Raw genomic sequence first — 24,479 nt, 5'->3', positions numbered from 1 at the left:
GGAAGCGGGTTCATTCCAAATAAATTTTATAGACATTTTGTTTTAAAACTCTTTTCCCGAAACCTGCCTTTTCCCTACTTTTGCCTTTCCCTCCAAACCTCTTTTTCACGGCGTTGTTCTCCCAAACTATGGCAAAGGCAAAAACCCAAACCGCTCCCGAAATCGCCCCTACAAATGGTTCCCCCAGCGATGAAGCCGCGCTTTCAAATCACCCCATCACCGAATCCTCAAATCAACAGTTCATCGAGGTCATCGGCGCGCGTGCCCACAACCTCCGCAATGTGGACGTGCGCATCCCGCGAAACCGCCTCGTGGTCATCACCGGCGTGAGCGGCTCAGGCAAGAGCTCGCTGGCATTCGACACCATTTATGCCGAGGGGCAACGCCGCTTCATGGAAACCCTGTCGAGCTACGCACGCCAGTTCATCGGCGAGATGGAACGACCCGACGTGGAGCAAATCACTGGCCTCTCGCCCGTCATCAGCATCGAGCAAAAAACGACAGGGCGCAACCCCCGCTCCACCGTCGGCACGGTAACGGAAGTCTATGATTTTCTGAGGCTGCTCTTCGCCCGCGCTGGCGAAGCCTACTCCCACGTCACCGGGAAAAAGATGGTGAAATACACGGAGGAGCAAATTATCCAAAACATTTTGGAGCGATTTGCCGACCGGAAAATCGCCCTGCTCGCCCCCGTCGTCCGCTCGCGCAAAGGCCACTATCGCGAGCTCTTCGAGCAAATCAGAAAACAAGGCTACACCCGCGTTCGCGTGGATGGCGAAATCGTGGAAATCACGCCCGGTATGCAAGTGGACCGTTACAAAATCCACGACATAGAAGTGGTGGTGGACCGCCTGAAAATCGGCGACGACCGGACGGACAGGTTGGCGGAGAGCGTGAGGATGAGCCTTCGGCTGGGCGACGGATTGTTGCAAATTCTTGATTTGGAAAGCGACAATCTGGCAAATTATTCCCGGAACTTGATGTGTGAGGACAGTGGCATCTCCTACGACGAGCCTTCGCCCAACACTTTTTCCTTCAACTCGCCTTACGGAATGTGCCCGCATTGCAAAGGATTGGGCGAAGTGCACGAAGTGGATATGGCGCGTGTGATTCCCGACGACGCAAAGAGTATCAATGAAGTCGGCATCGTGCCGCTTGGCGAGGTGCGCGACAACACCATGTTCAAACAACTCCGCGAACTGGCCAAGAAGTACAAGTTCTCCTTCTCAACAGCCATCAAGGACATCCCCGAAGCCGCCATGCAAACCCTGCTGCACGGCGGCGACGAGGATTTGAAAATAGAAATGACTTGGGGCAGCGAGGAATGGACCTACAATCTCGCCTACGACGGCCTGCTCAATATGCTCAAACGTTGGTACACCGACACGACCAGCGAGAAAATCCGCCAATGGGCCGAAGACTTTATGACCGTCGCCCCCTGCCCGGAGTGCAATGGTGCCCGCCTTAAAAAAGAAAGCCTGTGGTTTAAAATTGGGGAGAAAAACATCTCGGAACTCTCGGAAATGGACTTGACCGAACTCTCCGCCACGCTGGAAAACGTCGAAAACCGGATGAGCGAGCGCCAAAAAGCCATCGCGAAGGATGTGCTGAAAGAAATCCGCTTCCGCCTCAAATTTTTGCTCCAAGTCGGGCTTGACTACCTCGCGCTCAACCGACCCGCACGCACGCTCTCCGGCGGCGAAAGCCAGCGCATCCGCCTCGCCACACAAATCGGCTCGCAACTCACGGGCATCACCTACATCCTCGACGAACCGAGCATCGGCCTGCACCAACGCGACAATCATCGCCTCATCGAAGCCCTCAAAAACCTGCGCGACATCGGCAACACCGTCATCGTGGTGGAACACGACCGCGACATCATGCTCGAATCGGACTACCTCATTGACCTCGGCCCCGGTGCAGGCAGGCACGGCGGCCACATCGTGGACATCGGCGTCCCCTCCGACTTTTTGAAAAACCCGACCAAGACTTCCAATTACCTCGCGGGCCGCACCCACCTCGACATCCCAGAAGCACGCCGCAAAGGCAATGGCAAATGGCTCGAACTCGAAGGCGCGAGCGGGCACAATCTCAAAAACGTGACCCTGCGCTTGCCACTCGGCACCTTCGTGTGTGTCACAGGCGTTTCGGGTTCAGGCAAGTCGTCGCTCATCAACGAGACTTTGTACCCCATTCTCCAGCAGCATTTTTACAGCAGCCTGAAACGCCCGCTTACCTATCAAAAAATCACCGGGTTGGAACATCTGGACAAAGTCATCGAAATAGACCAAAGCCCCATTGGGCGCACCCCGCGCTCCAATCCCGCGACCTACACCAACGTCTTTGGCGACATCCGCAAACTCTTTGCTGACACGCCCGAAGCCAAAATTCGGGGCTACAATTCGGGGCGTTTTTCCTTCAACGTGAAAGGCGGGCGCTGCGAAGTCTGCGAAGGCGCGGGCTTGCGCACCATCGAGATGAATTTCCTGCCCGACGTGCAGGTGCACTGCGAACGCTGCCAAGGCCGGCGCTACAATCGCGAAACACTCGAAGTCCTCTACAAAGGCAAATCCATCTCCGACGTGCTCGAAATGACCATCAACGAGGCAGCCGAGTTTTTTGAGCCGCTCCCGTCTATCTATCGGAAAATCAAAACCTTGCAAGATGTCGGCCTCGGCTACATCACGCTCGGCCAACAAGCCACCACCCTCTCCGGCGGCGAAGCCCAGCGCGTGAAACTCGCCGAAGAGCTCTCCAAAAAGGACACGGGCCGCACCATCTATATCCTCGACGAACCCACGACTGGCCTCCACTTCGAGGACATCCGCCAATTGCTCGCCGTGCTCAACCGCCTCGTGGAAAAAGGCAACACAGTCGTCGTCATCGAGCACAACCTCGATGTCATCAAAATGGCCGACCATATAGTGGACATCGGGCCTGAAGGCGGCGGTCGCGGCGGCACGATTGTATGTGCCGGCACGCCGGAGGAAGTAGCCAAAGTGGGGGCAAGTTGGACAGGGCGGTTCCTGCAAAACGAGTTGTGAGCTAATGTTTGTCAGCCCCCCCGTGAGAGGTGGTAGGGTCATCTGTGTACTTCACGCCGCCAAGTTTTGGGCATGGCCACAATCGCAATCTGCTCTAAATCAGGGAGAGCGAGCATGGTGAGCCGACAAATCCTAGCGAATCATGGTATATACCGAGATTAAAGAGAATTTGAACCTGCCCGGTGGCAAGGCAGGGATTCCCTTGATTGATTTGCATGATTTTCAAAGGATTGCGAGCGCCGTTCATGCAAAACCACCTTGTCAGACCCTGTACTCAGGGGCTTGCTCGGCCAAGCGAAGCGGACGGGGCTGATTCGCGTTGACTATACAAACCGAGAATGGCTGGCCATTAGAGTGTCGGCGGCATATTCTGTGCGATGTGTTCGTGCACCTCCCATCTAATTTTTTTTCCGCACAATCAAGATTTTTTGGTCTGAAAAATCCATCCAGGCATAGTCATAGACGATGCGGTACACCTTTCCCTCTTTGTTGAGGTAGGTGCCTGTGTGGTATTCGTATTTGAACCCGGTGCGCGTCAGCACCAGTCGGTCCAACTCGACCTTTGAGGCGCTGCCCATCAAAGTGGCCAATATCTCGCGGTTGCGGTGCAGGTAGCCGTCTATCTCGGCCACGGCATCGCGCGTTGCCCGCCTGTGCTCGGCATGCCAAGCGTTTTTGCAAGCGACCGAGCAAAAACGCTTGTCGCTGCGACCTTTGAACTCGGCTTCGCATTGCTGACATTTCAATTTGTTCATGCCCCTGACGTGTTTGTTGGCTGGTATGCAAGCCTTGCACAAACGTATGCATTTTTGTTCAAAAACGGTTGCAACGGATACAGCGGTTTATTATCCGATAGCCAACCGTTTCAAACGATTATGTTTTACAAATACCTTATTTACAGTTGCTTGCAACAATTTTTTTTCAACAATTTTGTAAAAAAATATGCCGATATGCAAGACAAGCATGTAGAAAATGGAAGAATTTTCCTCCGAATCGGCCCCGAGCAACATGACCTGATCGCCTTGGTCAAAATGAAGCCCGGCAAATGCTGGCATCCCAACAAGAAGGTGTGGTCTTTGCCCGACACCCCGGAAAATAGGGCGTGGGCAGATATCCCGCACGCCGCGTCCGTCCCTCCTACTACCGATCGCCCCGTTTCAGACAGCGCCCCGGAGCCGCAAACACCCGCTCCAAGCGCACCACATCCCGCGCACCGTGCCGCTGCCTCGCTCGAAGGAGGCCGAATTTACTACAAAATAGACATAGCCCGCATCGAGAGGAGGGCCGCGATAAAGCGCATAGAAGGCTGTGAGTGGCACCCCGAGCGCAAGGCTTGGTCGGTGCCTGACACGCCCGAAAATAGGGAGAAAATCAAAGCGATACACCGTATGCCACCGCCCGAGAGCCAACCAACCGGAACGACGAGCGCGAGGATGAGCGTGCGGCCGCACCCGCAAAACCCGCGCCTGCTCTGCCTCGACCTGCCCCTCGCCCTGATAAAGGAATACCTAAAAACCGTGAAGAACATACACGGCCGCCGCTGGGACCAGCGGTGGATGTGGTGGGAACTGCCCTACACCCGGCTCACCCTCCGCTTCCTACGCCAATACTTCGCCGGTGTGCTGCGCTGGGACTTCACTCCCGACGAAAACGTGCCTGAGCGCTTGGAAGAGGAAGAGGCCTCGCCCGCGCAACCATGGCAGCCACAACAGTCCAAACCCGCCCGCTACGAGGCCGCCGTGACCGCGCTGGAGCAGTGCCTGCTCCTGAAGCGGTACAGTTGGCGCACGGTAAAGAGCTACAAGAACTCCCTACGGAATTTTATCCGTTTCTACGACGACACCAAGCCCAGCCAACTCACCAGAAAACAAATCAACGACTATATCCACCACTTGATCAAGGAACATCATATCACCGAGAGCTACCAGAACCAGATATGCTGCGCGCTCAAGATGTTCTACTGCGAGGTGGCCAATCAGGCAGAGAAAGTGGAAGGGTTGGTGCAGGCGAAAAAACCGCAAAAAATCCCCCAAGTGCTGACCGAGGGGGAAGTGGCCCGGCTGTTGAAGGCCGTGGACAATCTCAAGCACCGGTGCATATTGACCATGATTTACTCAGCCGGACTGCGCCTCGGCGAAGTCACCAAACTGAAATTGACCGACCTCCAGTTTGAGCAGCACCGCATCTTCGTGCGCGACGCGAAAGGCAAGAAAGATCGCTGCACCATCCTTGCCCAAAAGGCCGAAAGCCTCCTGAAGGAGTATCTGGCGCTGTACCGCCCGGTACATTGGCTATTCGAGGGGCCAGACGGAGGCCCGTACAGCGACCGAAGCGTTCAGGCCATCTTCACAGCCGCCAAGGATCGGTCGCGCATCAACCCGCTGGCAACCACCCACACGCTGCGCCATTCCTTCGCCACGCATCTGCTGGAAAAAGGCATGGATTTGCGCAACATACAGGAGTTGCTCGGTCACGAAAGCAGCAAAACGACGGAGATATACACCCATATCACGAAAAAAAGTTGGGAAAAAATAAAAAGCCCCTTGGATGATTTGGAGATATGACCAACACGCTTATTTTTGCCCGTCAAAGGAACCTCTCATGGACAATCTGCCTCGCCCCGCCAACATTCTCAAGCGCAGCTTGCCGGCACGCATAGTCCGGCACGCTGCGTTTTTTTTGTGGCCGGGGTTGCGTGTATCCAGCCGATTCGAGTTGGATACACGCAACCCCGGCGGGCGACAAAGCGAATTTAACCGTCAATTAGGGGTGACGTGGAACAAGAGTTAGCGGCAACGACACCGGAAGGCCTAAAAGGGAATGCCACTAACTATGCATGGCCGGACATGCCGCCGGATAAACCGCCGCCACGTCGTCCATGCCCCCGTTAGCGGCAACGACACCGGAAGGCCTAAAAGGGAATGCCACTAACTATGCATGGCCGGACATGCCGCCGGATAAACCGCCGCCACGTCGTCCATGCCCCCGTTAGCGGCAACGACACCGGAAGGCCTAAAAGGGAATGCCACTAACTATGCATGGCCGGACATGCCGCCGGATAAACCGCCGCCACGTCGTCCATGCCACCGTTGGTGGTTATTACAGAAATAAAATGAAAAACATTCCATAACCATTAAAATTTTTCGATTATGCAAAGGAAATTTTCAACCAACGGTCTAATCTGTTTAGTGTTAACCTTCAACATCTCTGCCCAAATTTTCGGACAGCAGGGTGATTTTTTTACGGTAACAACGGCACCTCAAGGATTGTCCCAAGGAAGACTTTCATTTATCAACAATCTGTCTCAAGATTCAGCAACCAAAAGAATTGAATATGTACTGTTTCAGGATTTGGCCCAGCACCTTTCATCAGGCGGGGTATTTTCCTTGAAAGTTTTGAGCGAGCAGAACCGCTTCGATCTCACTCCGACATACTATGATTTACAGGCAAACGGCGACTATACTTATCTAGGCAAAATGGCCAATGAGGAGGGCTATGCCGGCCTCATAAGAACATCAGGTCGTTTGTCCGGTTTCATACAAAATCATGAGGCATTTTGGGAAATTGTTCCAATTGATTACGGTGTATCCATAATCAGGGAAATAGATATTTCTAAATTTCAAAAAGAGATTTGTGGGATAGACCACATCCTTCAAGGGTATACGGAAGCAGAATTGCGGGAAATGGCAGTAGATTTATGCGACAATGATGGAGGATGTGGAGGCATCATTGATGTCCTTATTTTGGTGCCACCAGATGTGCAAGAATGGTATGGTACGCAGTTCGGTAACATCTGGGAAGTATTCGGCCATTTCGCAAGCAGTCTATTTGCATTTCAAGCAGCTTTAATCAACAGCGGTGTTGAAGATATCGGACTTAGGTTTCGAACAGCTCCGTTTGACTTCGAATACAGCGATCCGCTTAATATTGATAACGATATTTTTATTGAATTGCCCATTTCGGCAGCTGATATACGTGACGAGTTCAGAGCTGATCTCGTTGTCTTATTAACCTCAATGAATTATCCAGGAATTCGAGGGGCAGCACGGGCAGGTAGAATAATAAACGGGCAATTCGTATGGGAAGCACCTTCTAAACATTGTGCCTTCGTAATTTCTGAAGTCCAAAATAACGTAAATCCAACGTGGACACTAGCCCATGAAATTGCTCATCTATTCGGTGCGAGGCACAATAGAAACAATAATGTCCCGTGTAATAATTGTGGAGACAATACGGATATTTGTACCCATGGATGGCGATTTAATGACGGAGGTCAAGACAGAACCATCATGTCCATACTGTTCGATGACATGATAACCGCTGGCTCGCAACGGGTACTGCATTATTCCAACCCTGATATTCAATTCAATGGTTTTGATACAGGAACGGCTGATAATAACAACACGCTGGGAATCACTAATGCCACTTGCATTATCCAGCACTATCAGGCATCTCCCGAACTGGGGGTAACGATAGGTGGATCTTCTCTGCTTTGTGGGCTAAATGGTTGGGTCAATCCTAAAACATTAACCGCGAATGTTCTTGAACCTGCTACTGGCTTTCCCGGTGCGCCACCATATACTTACGAATGGAGGTGGAACCTTGACGGCAACTTCACATCTGCGAACCCGGGAACCTTGATGGGAACAGGTACCAGCGTGACCATTAATTCGGTACTTGGATGTCCACAATTTTTTCTAAGGGTCACAGTAACGGCAAGTGACGGCACGAAAGTTCATGCGACTCGTGTAATTAATACTATCCTTTGCGCCCAATGCCAACCACCGAACCCACTTATGAATAGCGACACAAATGAATTCGTGTCAATGGTTCACTCTAAGAGTTTATTGACGAGCGATGTGATTAGAGAATTAAAGAGCAATCGGTACAAGGTTGCCCCCAATCCGGCATCCGATATTTTGGTAATCGAGAGAGTAAACAGTATAATAAAATTATTCAGTGTAAAAATACTGGACGTTAATGGCAGGTTGCTTCTTGAGTTAGATGGTCAAAATACGGACCGTCTTGAAATCAAATTGGATAAGTGCCCAACTGGCATGATTTGGGTTTTTGTCTGCGATGAAGATGGAATATCTATTGAAAAAGTAATCAAATTTCAAAAATAGAATTTAATAGGCTAGATGGAAGGTTGTTACATCGGCAACCTTTCATCTTCAAAACATTTTTAAGATGAAACAACTCAATTTTATATTCCTGTTTATTTGCCTTGTGTCTGCGATTTCCTGTAAAAAAGAGGATGATGTCATAATATATGGCCCCGGGAAACAAGAATTTGGATGGGCAAAAGGCACAAAGGAAGGTAAAGCGTGGGAAGCCTCTGGATTTTGGCGTTACCACCAGAACGATTCCACTCTATGGGGAATTGATTTTTACACTTACAGTTCTTTTGGGGAGCAAAGGGAGCACTTTGCATTAAATGAAATACCCCTGTCGATTGGAACTTTTCCAGTAAAAGGTAGGATAAGCGACTTGGGAGATGGATTCGTTGGCGGAAGTTTTGGCCAATGGGGAGATGATGGAGATGTGTTGATTGGGTTTATGGGGATTAATGATAAAAAACACAGTTTTATAACCATCTCTGAAATTGATACGCTTACTGATACAATGAAAGGCTTTTTCGAGATTCATTTTATTAGTGACGATGAAAGTCTAAAGATTGAGATTAAAAATGGCAAGTTTGAGGTCAGGCTTTACAAGTAGCGAAGAAAAGCAATAATAACAACCACCAACCCTGCTTCCCCGCCCATGCCCGCTATGCGCGAGCACGGCGGGGAAGCCAACCGTTAGCGGCAACGACACCGGAAGGCCTAAAAGGGAATGCCACTAACTATGCATGGCCGGACATGCCGCCGGATAAACCGCCGCCACGTCGTCCATGCCCCCGTTCTCGGAAATAAGAGAAAGAAAAAAATGAAATAAATAAAAATAATAAAAATGAAGATAATCCCCAATTTTGGAATTCTTGCCTCGATTTCATGGAATAGCAACAAGTGGCAAGACGACCCCACCGACAAGGACTTGAAGGCATCGAAATACGATTTTGTAATCGAAAATGCCCACATGCACGAAAGCCTGAACTTCGGGCATGAAATATATCCAGCAGAAGAAGACGGGAGTTTTGTAGCTTACACGCCAATGTTCAATCGGCTGCCTTCGATTGAAAAATCAAAAGATATAAATATTGTCTTCTTCACCAGTTCTGATTACCAAAATGGCAATCGGAAATGTATCGTAGGATTTTATGGCTTCCCAGAAATAGATGAATGGTTTCCCCGGGAAGCAAAGCACCAAAAATTTAAAGAGTATGACGGAGGGAACGTAAGAGCCAATGTTGAACACATCATATACTTTGAAAACCACCTCGTAATAAATAATGAAAATGTAAGCAAATTAGAGTTGCTCCCCGAAGGCAAGAAAATATCACAGCAAGGTTTCAACTACCTGAATTCCGATAATGTACAAAATATACTAAAACTCGTCTATCAACTCAATCCGAAAAATGAAAAACTAAAACGTTTTCTCGAAAATTTCCCACTTGAAGTTGATGCAATTGGAGAGATAAATGAAGTTCAAGAACAACTCGAAGCCCTGACCGATGAAAATGCCGATACTTTGCAAGGCATACGGAAGTTGGAAGATAAAATGAAAAAATTACGCCCAGAGATAAAAGAAAGAGTTTCGACCTACATTGAACGAGGGGCAATATCAAATAAGATAAAAAGAATAACAGGATACAAGTGTTTAGTTTGTGAACAACTTGGCGAACCAGCACACGGCTTTAAAAAGAGCAATGGAGAATTTTACGTCGAAAGCCATCATGTTGAACCTGTCTCGAAACAAGGAAAAGGGTCGTTGAGCGCAGCAAATATTATCACAGTTTGCGCCAACCATCATCGCCAAATGCACTACGGAAACGTTGAGGTTATCGAGAGCGAAGGAGATTTTTTCAAGTTCAAAATTGACGGCAATGAATTGACAATCAATAAAATAAAAATATAAATCCGAGAACAATGCACTGCCGCCAATCGCCCGCAAAGCCAACGCTCAAAGCCAACGCAGCGGGCGACTGCGGCAGTGCCACCGTTAGCGGCAACGACACCGGAAGGCCTAAAAGGGAATGCCACTAACTATGCATGGCCGGACATGCCGCCGGATAAACCGCCGCCACGTCGTCCATGCCCCCGTTAGCGGCAACGACACCGGAAGGCCTAAAAGGGAATGCCACTAACTATGCATGGCCGGACATGCCGCCGGATAAACCGCCGCCACGTCGTCCATGCCCCCGTTGCAGGCAATGACAAAAATAAATAAATAAAAAATGAATAAATTAATTGGTGCTTACTACCCTAACAAAGTAAGGTTAATGGGATTCAATAATAATGACGGGGGAGATTGGATGCCAGACCCTGGTTTGAAATATGTGATGATTATCATTGAAGTAAGTAACTTGAATGATAGTTTTTATTTTTCAATAATAAATGATGTAATATTTTCAAAATCAGGCGAAAAATTTACACCGATTGCTTTTGCTTCGGGGGTCTTTGGAGGAATAGAAACTTTTATCTGGGTTGAAGAATTTGGCTTTAAGTTCGACAATGCACCCATAGGATTTTTTTACTCTATATTGTATGCTGTCCCGAGCGATTGCAAAATTAGTGAAGGATATTTTACGAATATTGGCAGGATAAATATTAATACTATTAAATCGTTGCCAAAGTATGACCCAAATAAAAATTTTAGTGGACGCTTTCAGAATAATATGACGATTGGACATCAAAGCATTCCTTTTTCAAACAAAATAAATAAATTAGATAATGTTTATTACGACACCTTGCCGTCACAATTAGGAATTATTAATCGTTTTTTTTATGACGATTATGTGTTATTTAATATTAGAGTAGCAAACGAGACGAATATAGAAAATATTGAATTGGACTCAAGTACGGTATTTGGAACATTAGAAGATGGGATGACAATTCTTCCTGAAGGTATAATATTAAGGCTTACAATGCCAAAATATGACTTAGACGGTGATTACCTCATTGGCAAAATATTGTTATCTTCTTTATCTCTTAGCATACCTTCTGGGGAAGAGGTTATGGTTCAAAAATTGAAAGATTATTCTGGTCCCTTATCTTATTGCAAAAAAGATGAAGCCAAACTAGTTTTTGCTTTCCCAAAAAAAATATTTGACCACCTTGAATACCTTTTTATTGAAAATGGCAAGTTTCAAGTTTCTCAAAAAGGAAGAACTACTGTAAAACAATGGGGTGTGGCTAATATTTTTAACAAGTTATTTAAAAAGTAAGTAAAATGGATTTTTTTGAAAAGATAAAATGGAAAATAAGTAAAGGCAATGCCAAGGATGCTATATCATGTTTCAAAAACCAGATAGGCGATGAAAAACCTACGATATATAATCAAATACTATTGATTGAAGGCAGATTGTCTTCTTGGGAAAAAAATGTTGCGTTAGGCTTAGTTGATAGAAGTCAATTTTCGCATGAATCAAATTCAATAAATCATGCCATTTTAAGTTTGTTAGACGAATACATGGAAATTGTATTAATGGATAGTACAGGTTTTGAGATATTACCTAAAAATTCATCTTCAAAAAAACTAGTCTACCATATTTTAAAGCATAAAAATATACCCTATAACGAAGATATGCCAATTATCGACATTCCAAATTCACTGACAAGCAAAGGAAAACAGGGTTTGATTAATTCTAAAATTGTCTTTTTTCTAAAATTTAATCAATCCAATCTAATTTTTATTATTTATTCTTCTTCCTTTAATTTAATCGGAAAAATAGCGAAATATTTAGCCGATGGGCTATTCCCTCACTTGTCCGATGAAAATTATGAATGGCATTTAGTAGGCGATGGTGAGATTTTGCCTAATGATTCACCACTTTATATGCAAGTTGAAGATGGAGCGAATATTTATTTGAAGGCTATTCATAATAAACCCGAAGTAAATCCAGCAATGCTCTCAAGATAGGAAAATGCCTACAACAACGCACTCAACGCCAACCGCCGCCAAACCCAACTCGCAAGCCCAACGCAAGCGGCGGTATGCGTGAGTGCCCCCGTTATCCCAAACTAAAAAATAAAATAAAACAATAAAAATATAATATAAAAGCACTTGACAATGAAATAAAAAAGATGAAAAATGAAATATAAAACACTCACAGCGATACTCATTTGTGCCTCGATAAAGGCAATCGGGCAGATGCCGACTGCCCCGGGAATACCCATCCCGCAGCCGCCGCAACCCGCCACGCTTGCGCCGCAGGTGGTCATCAGTTTCCCAAACCCGCAGCCACAAACGGCAAACCCGTTTGCCCCGAACGCCAACATCCAGCGGCAAAACGAGATGATAATGCAGGAGGTGCAGCAGCACGAGCAGAGAAGGATGCAACAGCAGCAACTTTTGGCGGAAATAGAGCGGGATATGAACCCAAGAGAGGTAAAATACGAGTTTCCCGACCAAAGCCAAGTCGCAGGAACGGAGTTTTATCGCCAAGCCTTCGATGAAATAAACCAAATGCTGAAAGGTGAAAAGCCTTGTAACCTGAAACGAGCCGTTTTCCTGACAGAGAACGCTTATTACGACAACCGAATGACCTACGACTGGTTTTCGTCGGACATTTCAAGCAATGCCGACATCATCAAAACATACATCGAGCAAAACGGCTACGACTTCAATAAACCGACCGCCAAGAAATGGGGATTGCGGCAGTTTTTGGCGGACACGGTGCAGTTGAAGGACGAAACAGGGAAGGTAACTTTCACGCACAAGCCCTACGGCTACGATTTTGAAGACCCTTGGGGCAAGCAGGACTGGTCAAAGCAGTTTGTGACGAAACTCATGGGCAGTGGCAAAGGTCAATGCCATTCCATGCCACTTTTATACTTGATTTTGGCGGAGGAGATTGGCGTGGAGGCTTGGCTTTCTTATTCGCCCTCGCATACTTACATCAAAGTGGACAACGGGAAAGGCAATATTTTGAACTACGAAGCGACCAACGGTTATTACACGACTGACGTTTGGGTGCAGAGTTCGGGCTACATCAAGGCGGAGGCGTTGCGGAGCGGTATCTACATGGATACCATGGGAAAGTGTGAAGTGATTGCCGCTTGCCTTGCTGACATGGCGAAAGGCTACGCCATCAAGTACGGATTTGACAATTTCGTGCTAAATTGCCTTGAAAAGTCGTTGGAATACAGCCCGAACAACGTCTATGCACTTCAACTGAAATCGGACTACCAGACTTATCTGTTCTTTTATGTCATTGACCAGTTGGGCAGACCGCCCGTCGAGCGGCTCCCCGAATTTCCGAAAGCCTACGAACTGTTTCTGAAAATGCACGAGGTTTACGGGCAGATTGACGGGATTGGGTTCGAGGAAATGCCGCAGGATGCCTACGAGCGTTGGTTGAAGTCCTTTGAAACGGAGAAGGGCAGACAGCCGAAAGAAATCATCAGACCATAACTTTGAAATCCATATCAACTATGCAAAAGTATCTGACACTCGTTTTTGCAATCCTTTTTTGCGGCAGCCTTTTCGCTCAACACGAGCCGATACAGCCTTTCGAGGAACTGGGCATCAAGGTCAAGGTCTTGACTTTGAGCAACGGAAAGTACCAAGAGAGTTTTCCGAACGACACGACCTTTCGTTTTGGCTCGGTGATGTTCAACCGGGTGACTGGCGAGGTCGTCACCGTCATCGAAAACGATACGCTTTACGGGGAGTACAACTTAAAGGCGGAAGTGGTGAGCAGGTGGCTTTCGCCCGACCCGTTGGCGGCGAAGTATCCGAATTGGTCTCCGTATAATTACGCTATTGATAATCCGATACTTTTCATTGACCCGGATGGGATGGATATTATCATTTCAATCAAAGGAAGAGGCGAAGCAGCGGATATAAAACGTCAAGAGCACTTGGCACAACTTCAAAGCCTGACAAATGATAAGTTGACTATGGGGCGGGACGGCAAAGTGACAATCGCAAGCCAAGCCGAGGGCGGATTGAGTGAACTTTCAAAGGCGGGAGGCACGATGCTTGTCAGAAACCTTATTAACGGCATCGAACAAATGGATGGGAGTGTGAAGAATTTTACAGTTACGATTATCGAAGGTACAATAAATGGTACTGACCCTGTAAATTCCAATGGAGTTATAACAGACGCTGCAAAAACAGATAGTGAAAACGGCACTGGTACGGGCTCGATAGTTACTTTTAACATTAATGGTAAAGGTGAAAATGTTGTAAATGAAGATGGTACTACTGGAAGGCCAGCAAAAATTGGCTTAGGCCACGAACTAATTCATGCAAAAAACAACATGATGGGAACAAACAAACGTTCTCAAATGACAGACGTTAATGACCCAGATGCGGCAAGAAAGGGAAAGGTTACGAAAATGTCCCAAGAAGAAATCAATACACGGATAGAGGAAAACGTTATTAGGCAGGAACAAAATGTTAAACCAAGACAAGGAGGAGGGCAATGAAAAAAATTACCATCATTTTTATTGTTTTGATACTTGCTGGTTGCAAATCTTCAAGTCAGTCAAAAAGTTCAGTTTTGAAACTTGATTTTCAAGCATGGCATTCTGCTGTTCTGGAAACTTTTGAAACCAAGACTGGATTTAAGAAAGGCGAAAAAAAAGAGCATGGAACCTCTCTGGGAGTTGTAGATAGTGCTATTAAAAATTTTTCAGAACAACAAATGGAAGAACTGTTAGTGCGGTCAAACGCTGATAAATCCAAATGGGATAAGTTGTTCATACTTGATTTTTATATCGAAGGAGAGACCAGTTATTTTGTCACATCAATATTGCTTTACAATAAGGCAAAATACAAGGGTGTCTCTTTTGATGGTTCGAGATTTTACGATTTAAAGTACATTCCTAAATTTAAGGTTTGGAAAATAAATTCAGAACATGAATTCGGGAACAATGGATATATTGTTATCTCTGAATTTGATAAACAATATAAAAACATTAGTAATAAAATACTAATTGGTATCCCAAATTATGAAGTAAATGAGAAACTTGTAAAAATTTATGACAGCGCAATTTTTGACTAACGCAAGCAAAAGAACCTTATTAAAAGGTCTTGTTTTCTCAACCTTAATCTTGTTGAGTAGCCCAAATTTTTGCCAAACCAATCACGAAATCGCTTTTTCTACCCTGAAAAAAGGATTGGAGCATGGTGGTCTAAAATTTAAAGAGGCAGTATTCCTTACAGAAAATACTTATTTCGACAACCTTCTTTACAGACAGGAATTTGAGGACGAACTGGAATTGTTGGTGCAACTGGTCATGATGCGTGAAAAAAGCGATAGTCTGATTTACAAAGGCAAAGATTTGGCAAAAATTAAGACCAATTCGGCGATGTTCAGGACGTTGACCGATACTACCCTTGCGCTTTTTTACGATACTGCCTATTATGTTTTCATGCCGTATAGGTATGATTTTGATGATATTTTTGGCAGCAAAGATTGGTCGAATATGTTTGTGACCAAACTCCTACGAACAAGGAAAGGGAATTGTCATTCTTTGCCATACCTGTACAAGATATTGGCGGATGAACTTGGGGTTAAAGCATACCTTTCGCTCGCCCCGAATCATACCTATATCAAGCAAAGAGCGGAAAAAGGCGGCTGGTACAACACCGAACTCACAAGTGCATCCTTTCCAATTGATGCTTGGCTCATGGCATCAGGCTACATTTCGCTCCAAGCAGTACAAAACGGCATCTATCTTGACACTTTGAGCGAAAAGGAAAGCATCGCTCTTTGTGTTTTGGATTTAGCGCAAGGGTATAACCATAAGTACCCCGACAACGACGGCACTTTTGTCATTGAGTGCTGCGACCTCGCACTCAAACACTTCCCCAATTATGTGAACGCCATCCTACTCAAAGCCGAAACCCTCCTAAAACAACTGCAAGCCATGCAGAAAGAAATGAAATTCGCCTACCTGAAAGAAGTAACCGCCATGCCCGAAGGCAAAGCAAAATGGGACGAAATGAACAGCCTCTACATGCAACTCTACAAACTCGGCTACCGGCAGATGCCCGAACAGATGTACGTCGAGTGGCTCACCTCGCTAAAAACGGAGAAAGAAAAGTACAGCAACAAGAATGCACCGGGAGCGACAAAGGACTGATAAATGCCTCACCAGCAATGAAATATAAAAAATGGGATAACAAAGGATGTACGCCTATGCCGCCGAAGCCCAACCCACAAGCCCAACGCACGGCGGCACAGCGTACATCCAACCGTTAGCGGCAACGACACCGGAAGGCCTAAAAGGGAATGCCACTAACTATGCATGGCCGGACATGCCGCCGGATAAACCGCCGCCACGTCGTCCATGCCGCCGTTAGCGGCAACGACACCGGAAGGCCTAAAAGGGAATGCCACTAACTATGCATGGCCGGACATGCCGCCGGATAAACCGCCGCCACGTCGTCCATGCCACCGTTCGCTGTAACTGAATAAAAATATGACAAAAAATATATACACAGCAATAACTGGAATCGGGATCGGAATCCTGATGGGTTTGAGTAAGTCACCTATACTTGCTCAAATACTTGTACCTATCTTAACTGTAATGGTGAGTCTAATTTCAATTTTGTCAGGCCAGACCACTCCGACAAAGTCAGAGGAGGCGAGTACGATACTAGGATTGAAAAACATAAATATATTGCCAGTAATGTCGTTAGTGATAGGACTTGTTTTCGGAGCATATTTTGGTTTGCTTGCTAGAAATTATGACATTACAAATCCATCTACTTGGGCAAAAAGGACTAAGTCTGATAATGAGATTGACTCACTTACCTTTGACATTAAACTTTTGTCGCTTAGGCAATCAAAACTCATTTTAGAGAAACAAAATAACTATCTTTTAAATCAAGAAATCAAACCAAACTCAGATGGATTGACGTATTCTGACTTGACAAATCTTTTGAAATCATTTGAAGAGCAAAATAAGAAAATTGAAAAATTTGCCCTCAACACAGATGACAAATCAAAAGACTTGGAAGAAAAATCAATACTCCATGGAGTGAAAGGTGCGTCTGCTGAAAGTGTATGCAAAATAAAAAAATTTTGTCGCCTTGACGGAGTTGACCTCATATTCGCATGTCAATACATTGATAATGCGGAAATAAGAGAAATAATTAATTCTTCAACAATCAATATTGACTCGTTAAAATCTAAAATGCATCGAATATGCAAATGCAATCAATAAAATTTATAGGTGTAATCATTTACATCACCTTTATTTGGCTTTCGCCTTGTCAAGCACAAGAACAATATGTAGTGCGGATAACTGCCGAAAGTTGTGCTTATACAGATAAGCCTGAAACAATCAATATATTAACAGGTTTTATTCTCAAAGATAAGGGGATAATAACTGCATTACATGGTGTATGCGGTTGCAAAACCATAACTGCGGAAGATGCTTCTGGAAGAGGCTTGGGCAGGATGAGTATAACATCAGTTGATTTAGAAAACGACGTGGCATTACTTTCCCCACAAAGTACTATCGACCTTAGTTCTGGTTTTGAATTTTCCAGTGAGATACCAAGTAAAATAGGGGGTAAAGATGTTACAATGATTGGATATGGACATGGAGTGAAGAAACCTAAAACAACTACCATTGCAAAGGTGCGCAATCCACCATTACTTTGGCTTAAAGATTGTATAAAAAACGAACATGTGAGAGGGTTAAAGGAAAGAAAAAGCCCTGACATAGGCACTGAAGTTTTAGATGTTGAAATGTCTATTGCTCCGGGATGTTCAGGGGCCCCTGTATTGTTAAATGGCAAAGTTGTAGGTATAGCAAACGGGGGCTTAGAAGAGGGCGCCACCAGTTATTGTTGGGCGATTCCAGTAAAATCAATAACGCTTTCTTCAAAAAGTTCACAAGAGCCGGAGTATTCAGAATTAGCAAGGAAAAACCCCACTAGTACACTGTTTATAAGCGATGTGAAAAATTCGGAAAAAAAGTTTGTTTTAAAAACCACATATCAAGACCTAGATGAAGAGGTAAATTGCACTAAAAGTGAATGTTTAGGCATAAAAAACATTCAAAGTGTTGAAATAGTGAGTTTTACATCGGGCAAGAGAGTCTTAAGCAACGGTAAGGAGGAATACTCATATTTTTACTCTGAAGATCCCCAATATTTTGGCAGATTGAAATTTGGAAAATGGACTAATCCGCAATGTGAGGCCAAAGGATTAAAGGTAGGAGTTTCTCAAGGTCGTGGATGGCACCTTCTCGGCGCTAGCACATGCGGCACTGGGTCCGGCGATGGTATTGCAGATGTAATAAAGGTTAAGGTAAAAATTTCGTATTTAACCTTAGAATGACAATACAGCGAACTATGGCTTCCTTGTCAACCGCTCGCTAAGCGCGGCGGTGTAACAAGGAAGCAACCGTTAGCGGCAACGACACCGGAAGGCCTAAAAGGGAATGCCACTAACTATGCATGGCCGGACATGCCGCCGGATAAACCGCCGCCACGTCGTCCATGCCACCGTTCGGTGCAACAAGAAAAGTAAAATAAATCAATAACCTGTATGGACATCTACCAAAAGATAAAAGACCAAATACAAGCGGAATACTTCCAACAGAATTTCCCCAATGACGGGCAAAGATTTGTGGCGTGGTATCTTTTCAACATTTTGCAGCAAGGACGAAATGAAACACGAGATGCGATAACCGACGGCGCAGACGATAAACAAATAGATGCAATTGTTATCAACGATGACAAACAAACCATCTACATCGTTCAGGGAAAATTCATTTCAGGCGGTACGGTTGATGCCGAACCACTTCGAGAAGTGCTTTCCTCATGGATGCAACTTCGAGATTTGGTAAGGCTGCAACAAGTAAGTAATTCAAGACTTCAACGAAAATTGTCCGAAGTAGCAAGGGCGTTTGAAGATGAATATGAAGTGTGTTTTGAGTTGATTACAACATGTGTATTAACACCGTCCGCCCAAAACGACCTTGAAACCTTCCAAAGACAACTTGCTGAAATTTCAGAAAATGAAGATTTCGATGCCACCATCAACGTAATTGATGATGCCGAACTTCAAAGAAGGTATGAGTTGGCACTTGAATTAGACAACCCTTCAATAAATTATACGATTGATTTGACCCAAAGCAAGTCAATGCCGATAACGATTGCAGGAACTCAAGTAATTATCGCAGCATTGCCCTTGAAAGAATGTGTGCTCATCCCTGGAATAAAGGACGGTTCGCTTTTTCAAAAAAATGTGCGTCAGAGTTTGGGCGCAAGTAATGCGATAAACAAAAAAATTCGACAGACAATTTTAGGCGACAAGCACAAGGACTTTTTCTTTTTCCACAACGGAATTACAGCGATTTGCAACCGAATGGATTTGAGTGAAGACCAAACGCAACTCAAACTTTATGGATTGAGCGTAGTCAATGGTTGCCAATCGCTGAACACTATTTTGAGTTGCAGCGAGACCGCCAAGAAAATTGATGAAACGTACGTTCTGTTTCGATTTTACGAGATACCTCAACGAGATAGAGCCGACTTGATAAGCATAAATACTAACTCTCAAAGTGCGGTAAAGCCAAGAGATTTACGAAGTAACGACAAACGAGTGCTGAATTTGAAGCGACTTTTTGAGCAGAAATACCCACAAGGATATTTCAAAACCAAAAGAGGTGAAATCGAACCACCCGAAAAGAATAAAAATTATGTGATTGACTTGTCAGATTTGGGCAAGTATCTAATTGCATGGCATTCTCAACGCCCAAATATTTCTTATGGAGAAACAAAAATCTTTGACAAGCACTTCGAGATACTTTTCAAACGAGATTACAAGCCCGAAAACATACAGGCGTTGAACGACTGGATGCGAGAGATAATGAAGAATTGGACAGATGCAAACCCGCTTGCATTGAACGAAACGCTTCTAACAATGAAAGCCTACGCTCCATTTCATCATTTATACGCAATTTCGATGTGCTTTGCGATAGGAAATAACAAATCAGACAGAGTGCCGGCACCAATGGCAACATGGGAAAGTGCAAGCCAAAAAGGAATGGTTGAGCAATTGATAAAGGTAACAGGAAGATGTTTGAATACGGCGTTGCGAGTTGCATCAAATAGAAACTTGCCGAACAATGCAATTTTTAGCCCACAGAATTGGGTGAAATCGAAACAGAGTTTGAACGATATTGACGCAGCAATTCAGCAGTACCTTGACATGCTTCCGACAATGGACGGAGGCGAACAAGCCTACAAAAACCTTATTGAAGCCTTGGCGATTGGGCAAGAGCAATTCGAGTATCGTTTGCAAGCGGATTGACCCCCTCAGTATAAAGCATTGAAAATGAATAAAAAAAGCACCGAACAATGCATCAACCCCATTAAGTTAAGCCTCGCCACCGCCCTATAGATCGCTTGCCCCGGCGCTGGTGGTGCGCCGCCAACACACCAAACCACAGACCATGGGGCTGTCCACGCAGGGCGGTCAATCCCCTGCCGGTCCGGGCGAAGTGCCGGAGCTGGAAAAAGCCCCAAAAAGGATTAGCCTCAGAGGGCGTGACGGTAATTGAACTCGAAATTGTGTCTTTCGCCGAGGCGCATCATTGGAGGCTTTCTGGGGCGGTTATTGATTTTGCGGGGCTCGAGTTGTTTGAGGAGGTATTTTTTGAGTCGCGCGATTTCGGCGTCGAGGTTTTCGCGCGGGCGCAGGAAAAGCCTGACGATGAAAGACTTGAAAAGCCCGACGCTGATATTGCGGTTAGCCTGGCAGGGCGTTTTTCTGCGGGCATTGATCCGGTCAATGTCATCTTGCATGCTGTGGTGGAGCGCCGACAGGAAATTGTACACGATGAGGGTGGCTCGAGGGCCTGCCCCCGCTGGAAGGGGATGCCAAGGGCGCGGAGCGTCCGTTTGGAGCGCACGTTAAGCGCTTCGCGGACAATGAGTTGTCGTTTTTTGGAAGCGACGAATTCCTCGACGACGGTCGAATGGGTGAGGGTCAGGCGGACCAAGCAATGTGAACCGAAATAAAGATGCAGCCAGGGGATGACCTGCGCCGGGAAACCCCGGTCGTAAATCATGAGCACGTCTGAGGGTACGGTATGAATATGCCATGGGGCGATGAGGGATTCGGATTCATAACGGGTGTGGAAAAAGGCGTTGACAATGATCTGGTTGAGCACGTCGAAGTGCGCCAGGACGCGGGCCGAGGCCACCGCCGAATGCTGGTTGACGTGCCAGCCGAACTCCTCGCCCAACTCATCGGTGTCAGGCAGGCGGAACCCCGACCCGTCGGTAGCCCACAAACGGAAAGAACGCCAGCGCCGCGCCTCAAAACAGTGATAAAACAACTCGGCGCTTTGCCGCAGCAAATCCCTGAAAAACGTGTGGTGGATTTTGTTGCGCGCCTGTACCAGGGCGCTTTTGGTGGGTATGTCATCCACAGCGTCGAGACGTTGGAAAAAATGGCCGAGCTCGACGCACAGGCTCTGGCGCAACAGCGATAACACCAGCCAGACCGTTCGCTCGGCTGGCAGCAGGCGACGACGACAAAAATCCCGCCCCGGACGGCGGAAGTATAGTTCCGGTGAGTTGGTTATATTTGCAACCGCGAGCCGTATGACCCGGAAATACTTGCTGAGAGACGACCCCATGATAGAGTGGTATTTATCACAAAGGTCGTCTCTCGCTTTATTCCAGTAGGCTTAACTTAATGGGCATGAACAACGGATGTACGCCCATGCCTCCTATACATCGGCACAGCGTACATCCAACCGTTCTCACCAACTAAAAAGAAAAAAAAGAAAGAAAATATAAATAAAAATAACCAAAACTGACCCAATGCGACTACTCCTTGACACAAATATAATAATTCACAGAGAAGCAAGTACGGTCGTCAATCAAGACATCGGCGTTCTATTCAATTGGATAGATAAATTGGGCTATCAAAAATGCGTTCACCCAACCACGATAGCCGAAATTCAAAAGCATCAAGACCCGAAGGTTGTAAAAACAATGTCGGTGAAACTTGGAAGTTATAACCAAATGCAAACCGAAGCACCTGTTGGACAGCAGGTTAAATCGGTCAGCGACAAAGTTGATAAAAACGAAAACGACTGGAACGACACAAAAATCTTAAACGAAGTATTTTGCGGTAGAATTGATGCATTAATCACAGAGGATAGAAAAATACACTACAAAGCCAGTTTGCTTGGTATCTCCGATAAAGTCTTTACGATTGATGCCTTTCTGGAAAAAGTCAATTCAGAAAACCCTAAACTGACTGATTACAAAGTTCTGTCTGTAAAAAAAGAATACTTCGGCAATATAAATATCGACGACTCTTTTTTCGACTCTTTCAAAGAAGACTATGCTGGGTTTGAAAAATGGTTTGCGAGGAAATCTGACGAAATAGCCTATATATGCCTTGACGGAGAAAATAAAATATTGGCTTTCCTGTATGTCAAAATAGAAGGACAGGATGAAACCTACAATGACATAACCCCTCAATTCTCAAAGAAGAAACGCCTCAAAATAGGTACGTTCAAAGTGGTAATGAACGGCTTCAAATTAGGCGAACGGTTTTTAAAAATAGTTTTCGACAACGCACTACTAAACAAAGTTGATGAAATCTATGTGACCATTTTCAACAAAAGGATTGAACAACAGCGGTTGATACAGTTGCTTTCAGATTGGGGATTTGAGAACTTTGGCGAGAAGGCATCGTCAACAGGAAACGAATTAGTGCTTTGCCGGGATTTTAGCAAAAAGGTGAACAAACCAAGTCCCAAATTAACTTACCCGTTCATTGACAAGGACACCAACTTTTGGATTGTTCCGATATATCCAGCCTACCACACCGAGTTGTTTCCCGATTCTATTTTGCGAACAGAATCGCCGAATAACTTTATCGAAAGTGAGCCACATAGAAACGCAATCAGCAAAGTCTATATCAGCCGTTCCATCGAAAGAGGTTTGAATGCAGGAGACGTAATAGTTTTTTACAGAACCGCCGAACAAGGAAAAGACGCTTATTACTCCTCTGTGGTTTCGACAATAGGTGTCGTAGAAAGTGTAATAACAAATATACAAAGCGAGTCAGATTTTGTCTCGCTTTGCAGAAAAAGAAGCGTATTTACTGATGCTCAACTCAAAGAGCATTGGAATTACAAGCCAACTTGGCGACCATTCATTGTCAATTTTCTATACGTTTACTCATTTCCAAAAAGACCAACCAGGAAAGACTTAATTGATTTAGGTATCTTTGCGGGCAATTACGCACCTCGTGGATTTGACAGAATTTCGAGAGAAAGTTTTGAAAAAATAATAAAATCATCGCTGACCAATGAGAGTTTTATTGTCAATTAAGCCTGAATTTGCTTTCAAAATTTTTGAGGGCAATAAAAAATATGAGTTTAGAAAAGCCATCTTTAAGAGAAAAGGTATAACAAAAGTAGTTGTTTATGCTTCCGCTCCTATAAGTATGGTTATTGGCGAGTTTGAGATTGCCGATATTATTCACGATGAGTTAGAGCGATTATGGCAGGAGACCAGCCGCCACGCAGGAATTGATGAGGATTATTTTTATCAATACTTTGCAGAAAGAGAAACTGGATATGCGATAAAAATACAACGAGCAAAACTTTATGAAGATAAACTTTGTATTCGACAGCATTTTGGACTTACTCCACCACAGTCGTTTGCGTACATAAGCAGTACGGCAAACCTGAACCAAAAAATATAAAAGGTGAGAACAATGCATGGTCGCCTATGCCGCCGAAAGCCAATTCTCAAAGCCAACGCACGGCGGCACAGCGTCCATGCTCACGTTAGCGGCAACGACACCGGAAGGCCTAAAAGGGAATGCCACTAACTATGCATGGCCGGACATGCCGCCGGATAAACCGCCGCCACGTCGTCCATGCCCCCGTTAGCGGCAACGACACCGGAAGGCCTAAAAGGGAATGCCACTAACTATGCATGGCCGGACATGCCGCCGGATAAACCGCCGCCACGTCGTCCATGCCACCGTTGGGCGAAACAAGAAGAAAAAATAAAATAAAAATGAAGATAAAAAATAAAGAATAAAATATGAAAAGGCAACTGCCAATATTACTTTTGTTCGTTTTACTCGGCTGCCAGAACGAGAAAGATAAGCCTGTCGCACAAGTCGAGGAAGTAAAAACCACGCCGCAAGTGGTTTTTAAAGATACCCTTGTGACCCAAGACGAATATTTCAACAAAGCCTACAACGAAATCGCCCACATGCTCGAAGGGAAATTGCCATTGGACTTCAAACGGGCGGTTTTTCTCACAGAGTGGTCGTACTCGGAAGGAAAATTGGACTATGACAAGTATTGCTGAGAC

19 protein-coding genes are annotated in these 24,479 nt (G+C 45.5%); 17 read left to right on the top strand and 2 right to left on the bottom strand.

Features of this window, described 5'->3' with window-relative positions; translation table 11 throughout:
- The first annotated feature begins 128 nt into the window (after nt 1–128).
- Complete coding sequence (gene uvrA / locus KIS77_11295; GenBank protein MCW5922922.1) at nt 129–3,044, top strand: excinuclease ABC subunit UvrA; 2,916 nt, start codon at nt 129–131, stop codon at nt 3,042–3,044.
- A 398-nt stretch (nt 3,045–3,442) separates the two neighbouring features.
- On the opposite strand, the gene KIS77_11290 is transcribed toward uvrA, so the two are convergent.
- Nucleotides 3,443–3,799 (bottom strand): hypothetical protein, encoded by a 357-nt coding sequence (locus tag KIS77_11290; protein MCW5922921.1) that lies wholly within the window; start codon nt 3,797–3,799, stop codon nt 3,443–3,445.
- Nucleotides 3,800–3,994: 195 nt separating this feature from the next.
- Here KIS77_11290 and KIS77_11285 point away from each other — a divergent pair, with 195 nt between their 5' ends.
- The 13 genes from KIS77_11285 (at nt 3,995) to KIS77_11225 (ending at nt 20,433) form a co-directional block, all read left to right on the top strand.
- Nucleotides 3,995–5,608, top strand: coding sequence for a site-specific integrase (locus tag KIS77_11285; GenBank protein ID MCW5922920.1), 1,614 nt, complete (start codon nt 3,995–3,997; stop codon nt 5,606–5,608).
- 585 nt (nt 5,609–6,193) lie between these two features.
- Nucleotides 6,194–8,170, top strand: a complete 1,977-nt coding sequence (locus tag KIS77_11280) for a zinc-dependent metalloprotease (GenBank protein MCW5922919.1) — start codon at nt 6,194–6,196, stop codon at nt 8,168–8,170.
- Nucleotides 8,171–8,234: 64 nt separating this feature from the next.
- Nucleotides 8,235–8,765 (top strand): hypothetical protein, encoded by a 531-nt coding sequence (locus tag KIS77_11275; protein ID MCW5922918.1) that lies wholly within the window; start codon nt 8,235–8,237, stop codon nt 8,763–8,765.
- A gap of 234 nt (nt 8,766–8,999) precedes the next feature.
- Complete coding sequence (locus KIS77_11270) at nt 9,000–10,064, top strand: hypothetical protein (protein MCW5922917.1); 1,065 nt, start codon at nt 9,000–9,002, stop codon at nt 10,062–10,064.
- 319 nt (nt 10,065–10,383) lie between these two features.
- Nucleotides 10,384–11,373 carry a hypothetical protein gene (locus KIS77_11265; protein MCW5922916.1) on the top strand — a complete coding sequence of 330 codons (990 nt, stop codon included), beginning with the start codon at nt 10,384–10,386 and terminating at the stop codon, nt 11,371–11,373.
- 5 nt (nt 11,374–11,378) lie between these two features.
- Nucleotides 11,379–12,068: a hypothetical protein gene (locus KIS77_11260; protein MCW5922915.1), complete on the top strand. Its 690-nt coding sequence runs from the start codon at nt 11,379–11,381 to the stop codon at nt 12,066–12,068.
- Between the two features lie 171 nt (nt 12,069–12,239).
- Entirely contained in the window at nt 12,240–13,562 is a 1,323-nt protein-coding gene (locus tag KIS77_11255; protein ID MCW5922914.1) for a hypothetical protein, read from the top strand.
- 20 nt (nt 13,563–13,582) lie between these two features.
- On the top strand, nt 13,583–14,581 hold the full coding sequence (locus tag KIS77_11250; protein MCW5922913.1) for a hypothetical protein: 999 nt from the start codon (nt 13,583–13,585) through the stop codon (nt 14,579–14,581).
- The gene (locus tag KIS77_11245; GenBank protein ID MCW5922912.1) at nt 14,578–15,159 is read left to right on the top strand and encodes a hypothetical protein; all 582 of its coding nucleotides are present in this window, start codon (nt 14,578–14,580) and stop codon (nt 15,157–15,159) included. The genes KIS77_11250 and KIS77_11245 overlap by 4 nt, the downstream gene beginning before the upstream one ends.
- Nucleotides 15,160–15,211: 52 nt before the next feature.
- Nucleotides 15,212–16,243: a hypothetical protein gene (locus tag KIS77_11240; protein ID MCW5922911.1), complete on the top strand. Its 1,032-nt coding sequence runs from the start codon at nt 15,212–15,214 to the stop codon at nt 16,241–16,243.
- A gap of 339 nt (nt 16,244–16,582) precedes the next feature.
- Nucleotides 16,583–17,329 carry a hypothetical protein gene (locus KIS77_11235; GenBank protein ID MCW5922910.1) on the top strand — a complete coding sequence of 249 codons (747 nt, stop codon included), beginning with the start codon at nt 16,583–16,585 and terminating at the stop codon, nt 17,327–17,329.
- Nucleotides 17,311–18,453: a trypsin-like peptidase domain-containing protein gene (locus KIS77_11230; protein ID MCW5922909.1), complete on the top strand. Its 1,143-nt coding sequence runs from the start codon at nt 17,311–17,313 to the stop codon at nt 18,451–18,453. Before KIS77_11235 ends, KIS77_11230 begins: the two co-directional genes overlap by 19 nt.
- 210 nt (nt 18,454–18,663) lie before the next feature.
- A complete protein-coding gene (locus KIS77_11225; protein ID MCW5922908.1) occupies nt 18,664–20,433 on the top strand; it encodes an AIPR family protein in 1,770 nt (589 codons plus the stop codon).
- A 280-nt stretch (nt 20,434–20,713) separates the two neighbouring features.
- On the opposite strand, the gene KIS77_11220 is transcribed toward KIS77_11225, so the two are convergent.
- On the bottom strand, nt 20,714–21,766 hold the full coding sequence (locus tag KIS77_11220) for a transposase domain-containing protein (protein MCW5922907.1): 1,053 nt from the start codon (nt 21,764–21,766) through the stop codon (nt 20,714–20,716).
- 187 nt (nt 21,767–21,953) lie between these two features.
- On the opposite strand from KIS77_11220, the gene KIS77_11215 reads away from it, so the two are divergent.
- The 3 genes from KIS77_11215 to KIS77_11205 all read left to right on the top strand — a co-directional run bounded on the left by KIS77_11215 (nt 21,954) and on the right by KIS77_11205 (nt 24,476).
- The gene (locus KIS77_11215) at nt 21,954–23,480 is read left to right on the top strand and encodes a hypothetical protein (GenBank protein ID MCW5922906.1); all 1,527 of its coding nucleotides are present in this window, start codon (nt 21,954–21,956) and stop codon (nt 23,478–23,480) included.
- Nucleotides 23,458–23,856, top strand: a complete 399-nt coding sequence (locus tag KIS77_11210; protein ID MCW5922905.1) for a hypothetical protein — start codon at nt 23,458–23,460, stop codon at nt 23,854–23,856. Before KIS77_11215 ends, KIS77_11210 begins: the two co-directional genes overlap by 23 nt.
- Nucleotides 23,857–24,203: 347 nt before the next feature.
- The gene (locus tag KIS77_11205) at nt 24,204–24,476 is read left to right on the top strand and encodes a hypothetical protein (GenBank protein MCW5922904.1); all 273 of its coding nucleotides are present in this window, start codon (nt 24,204–24,206) and stop codon (nt 24,474–24,476) included.
- Nucleotides 24,477–24,479 lie beyond the last annotated feature (3 nt).

This window comes from Saprospiraceae bacterium (assembly GCA_026129545.1).
Classification (GTDB): Bacteria; Bacteroidota; Bacteroidia; order Chitinophagales; family Saprospiraceae; genus M3007.
This window is presented reverse-complemented; position numbering and strand designations above follow the sequence as displayed.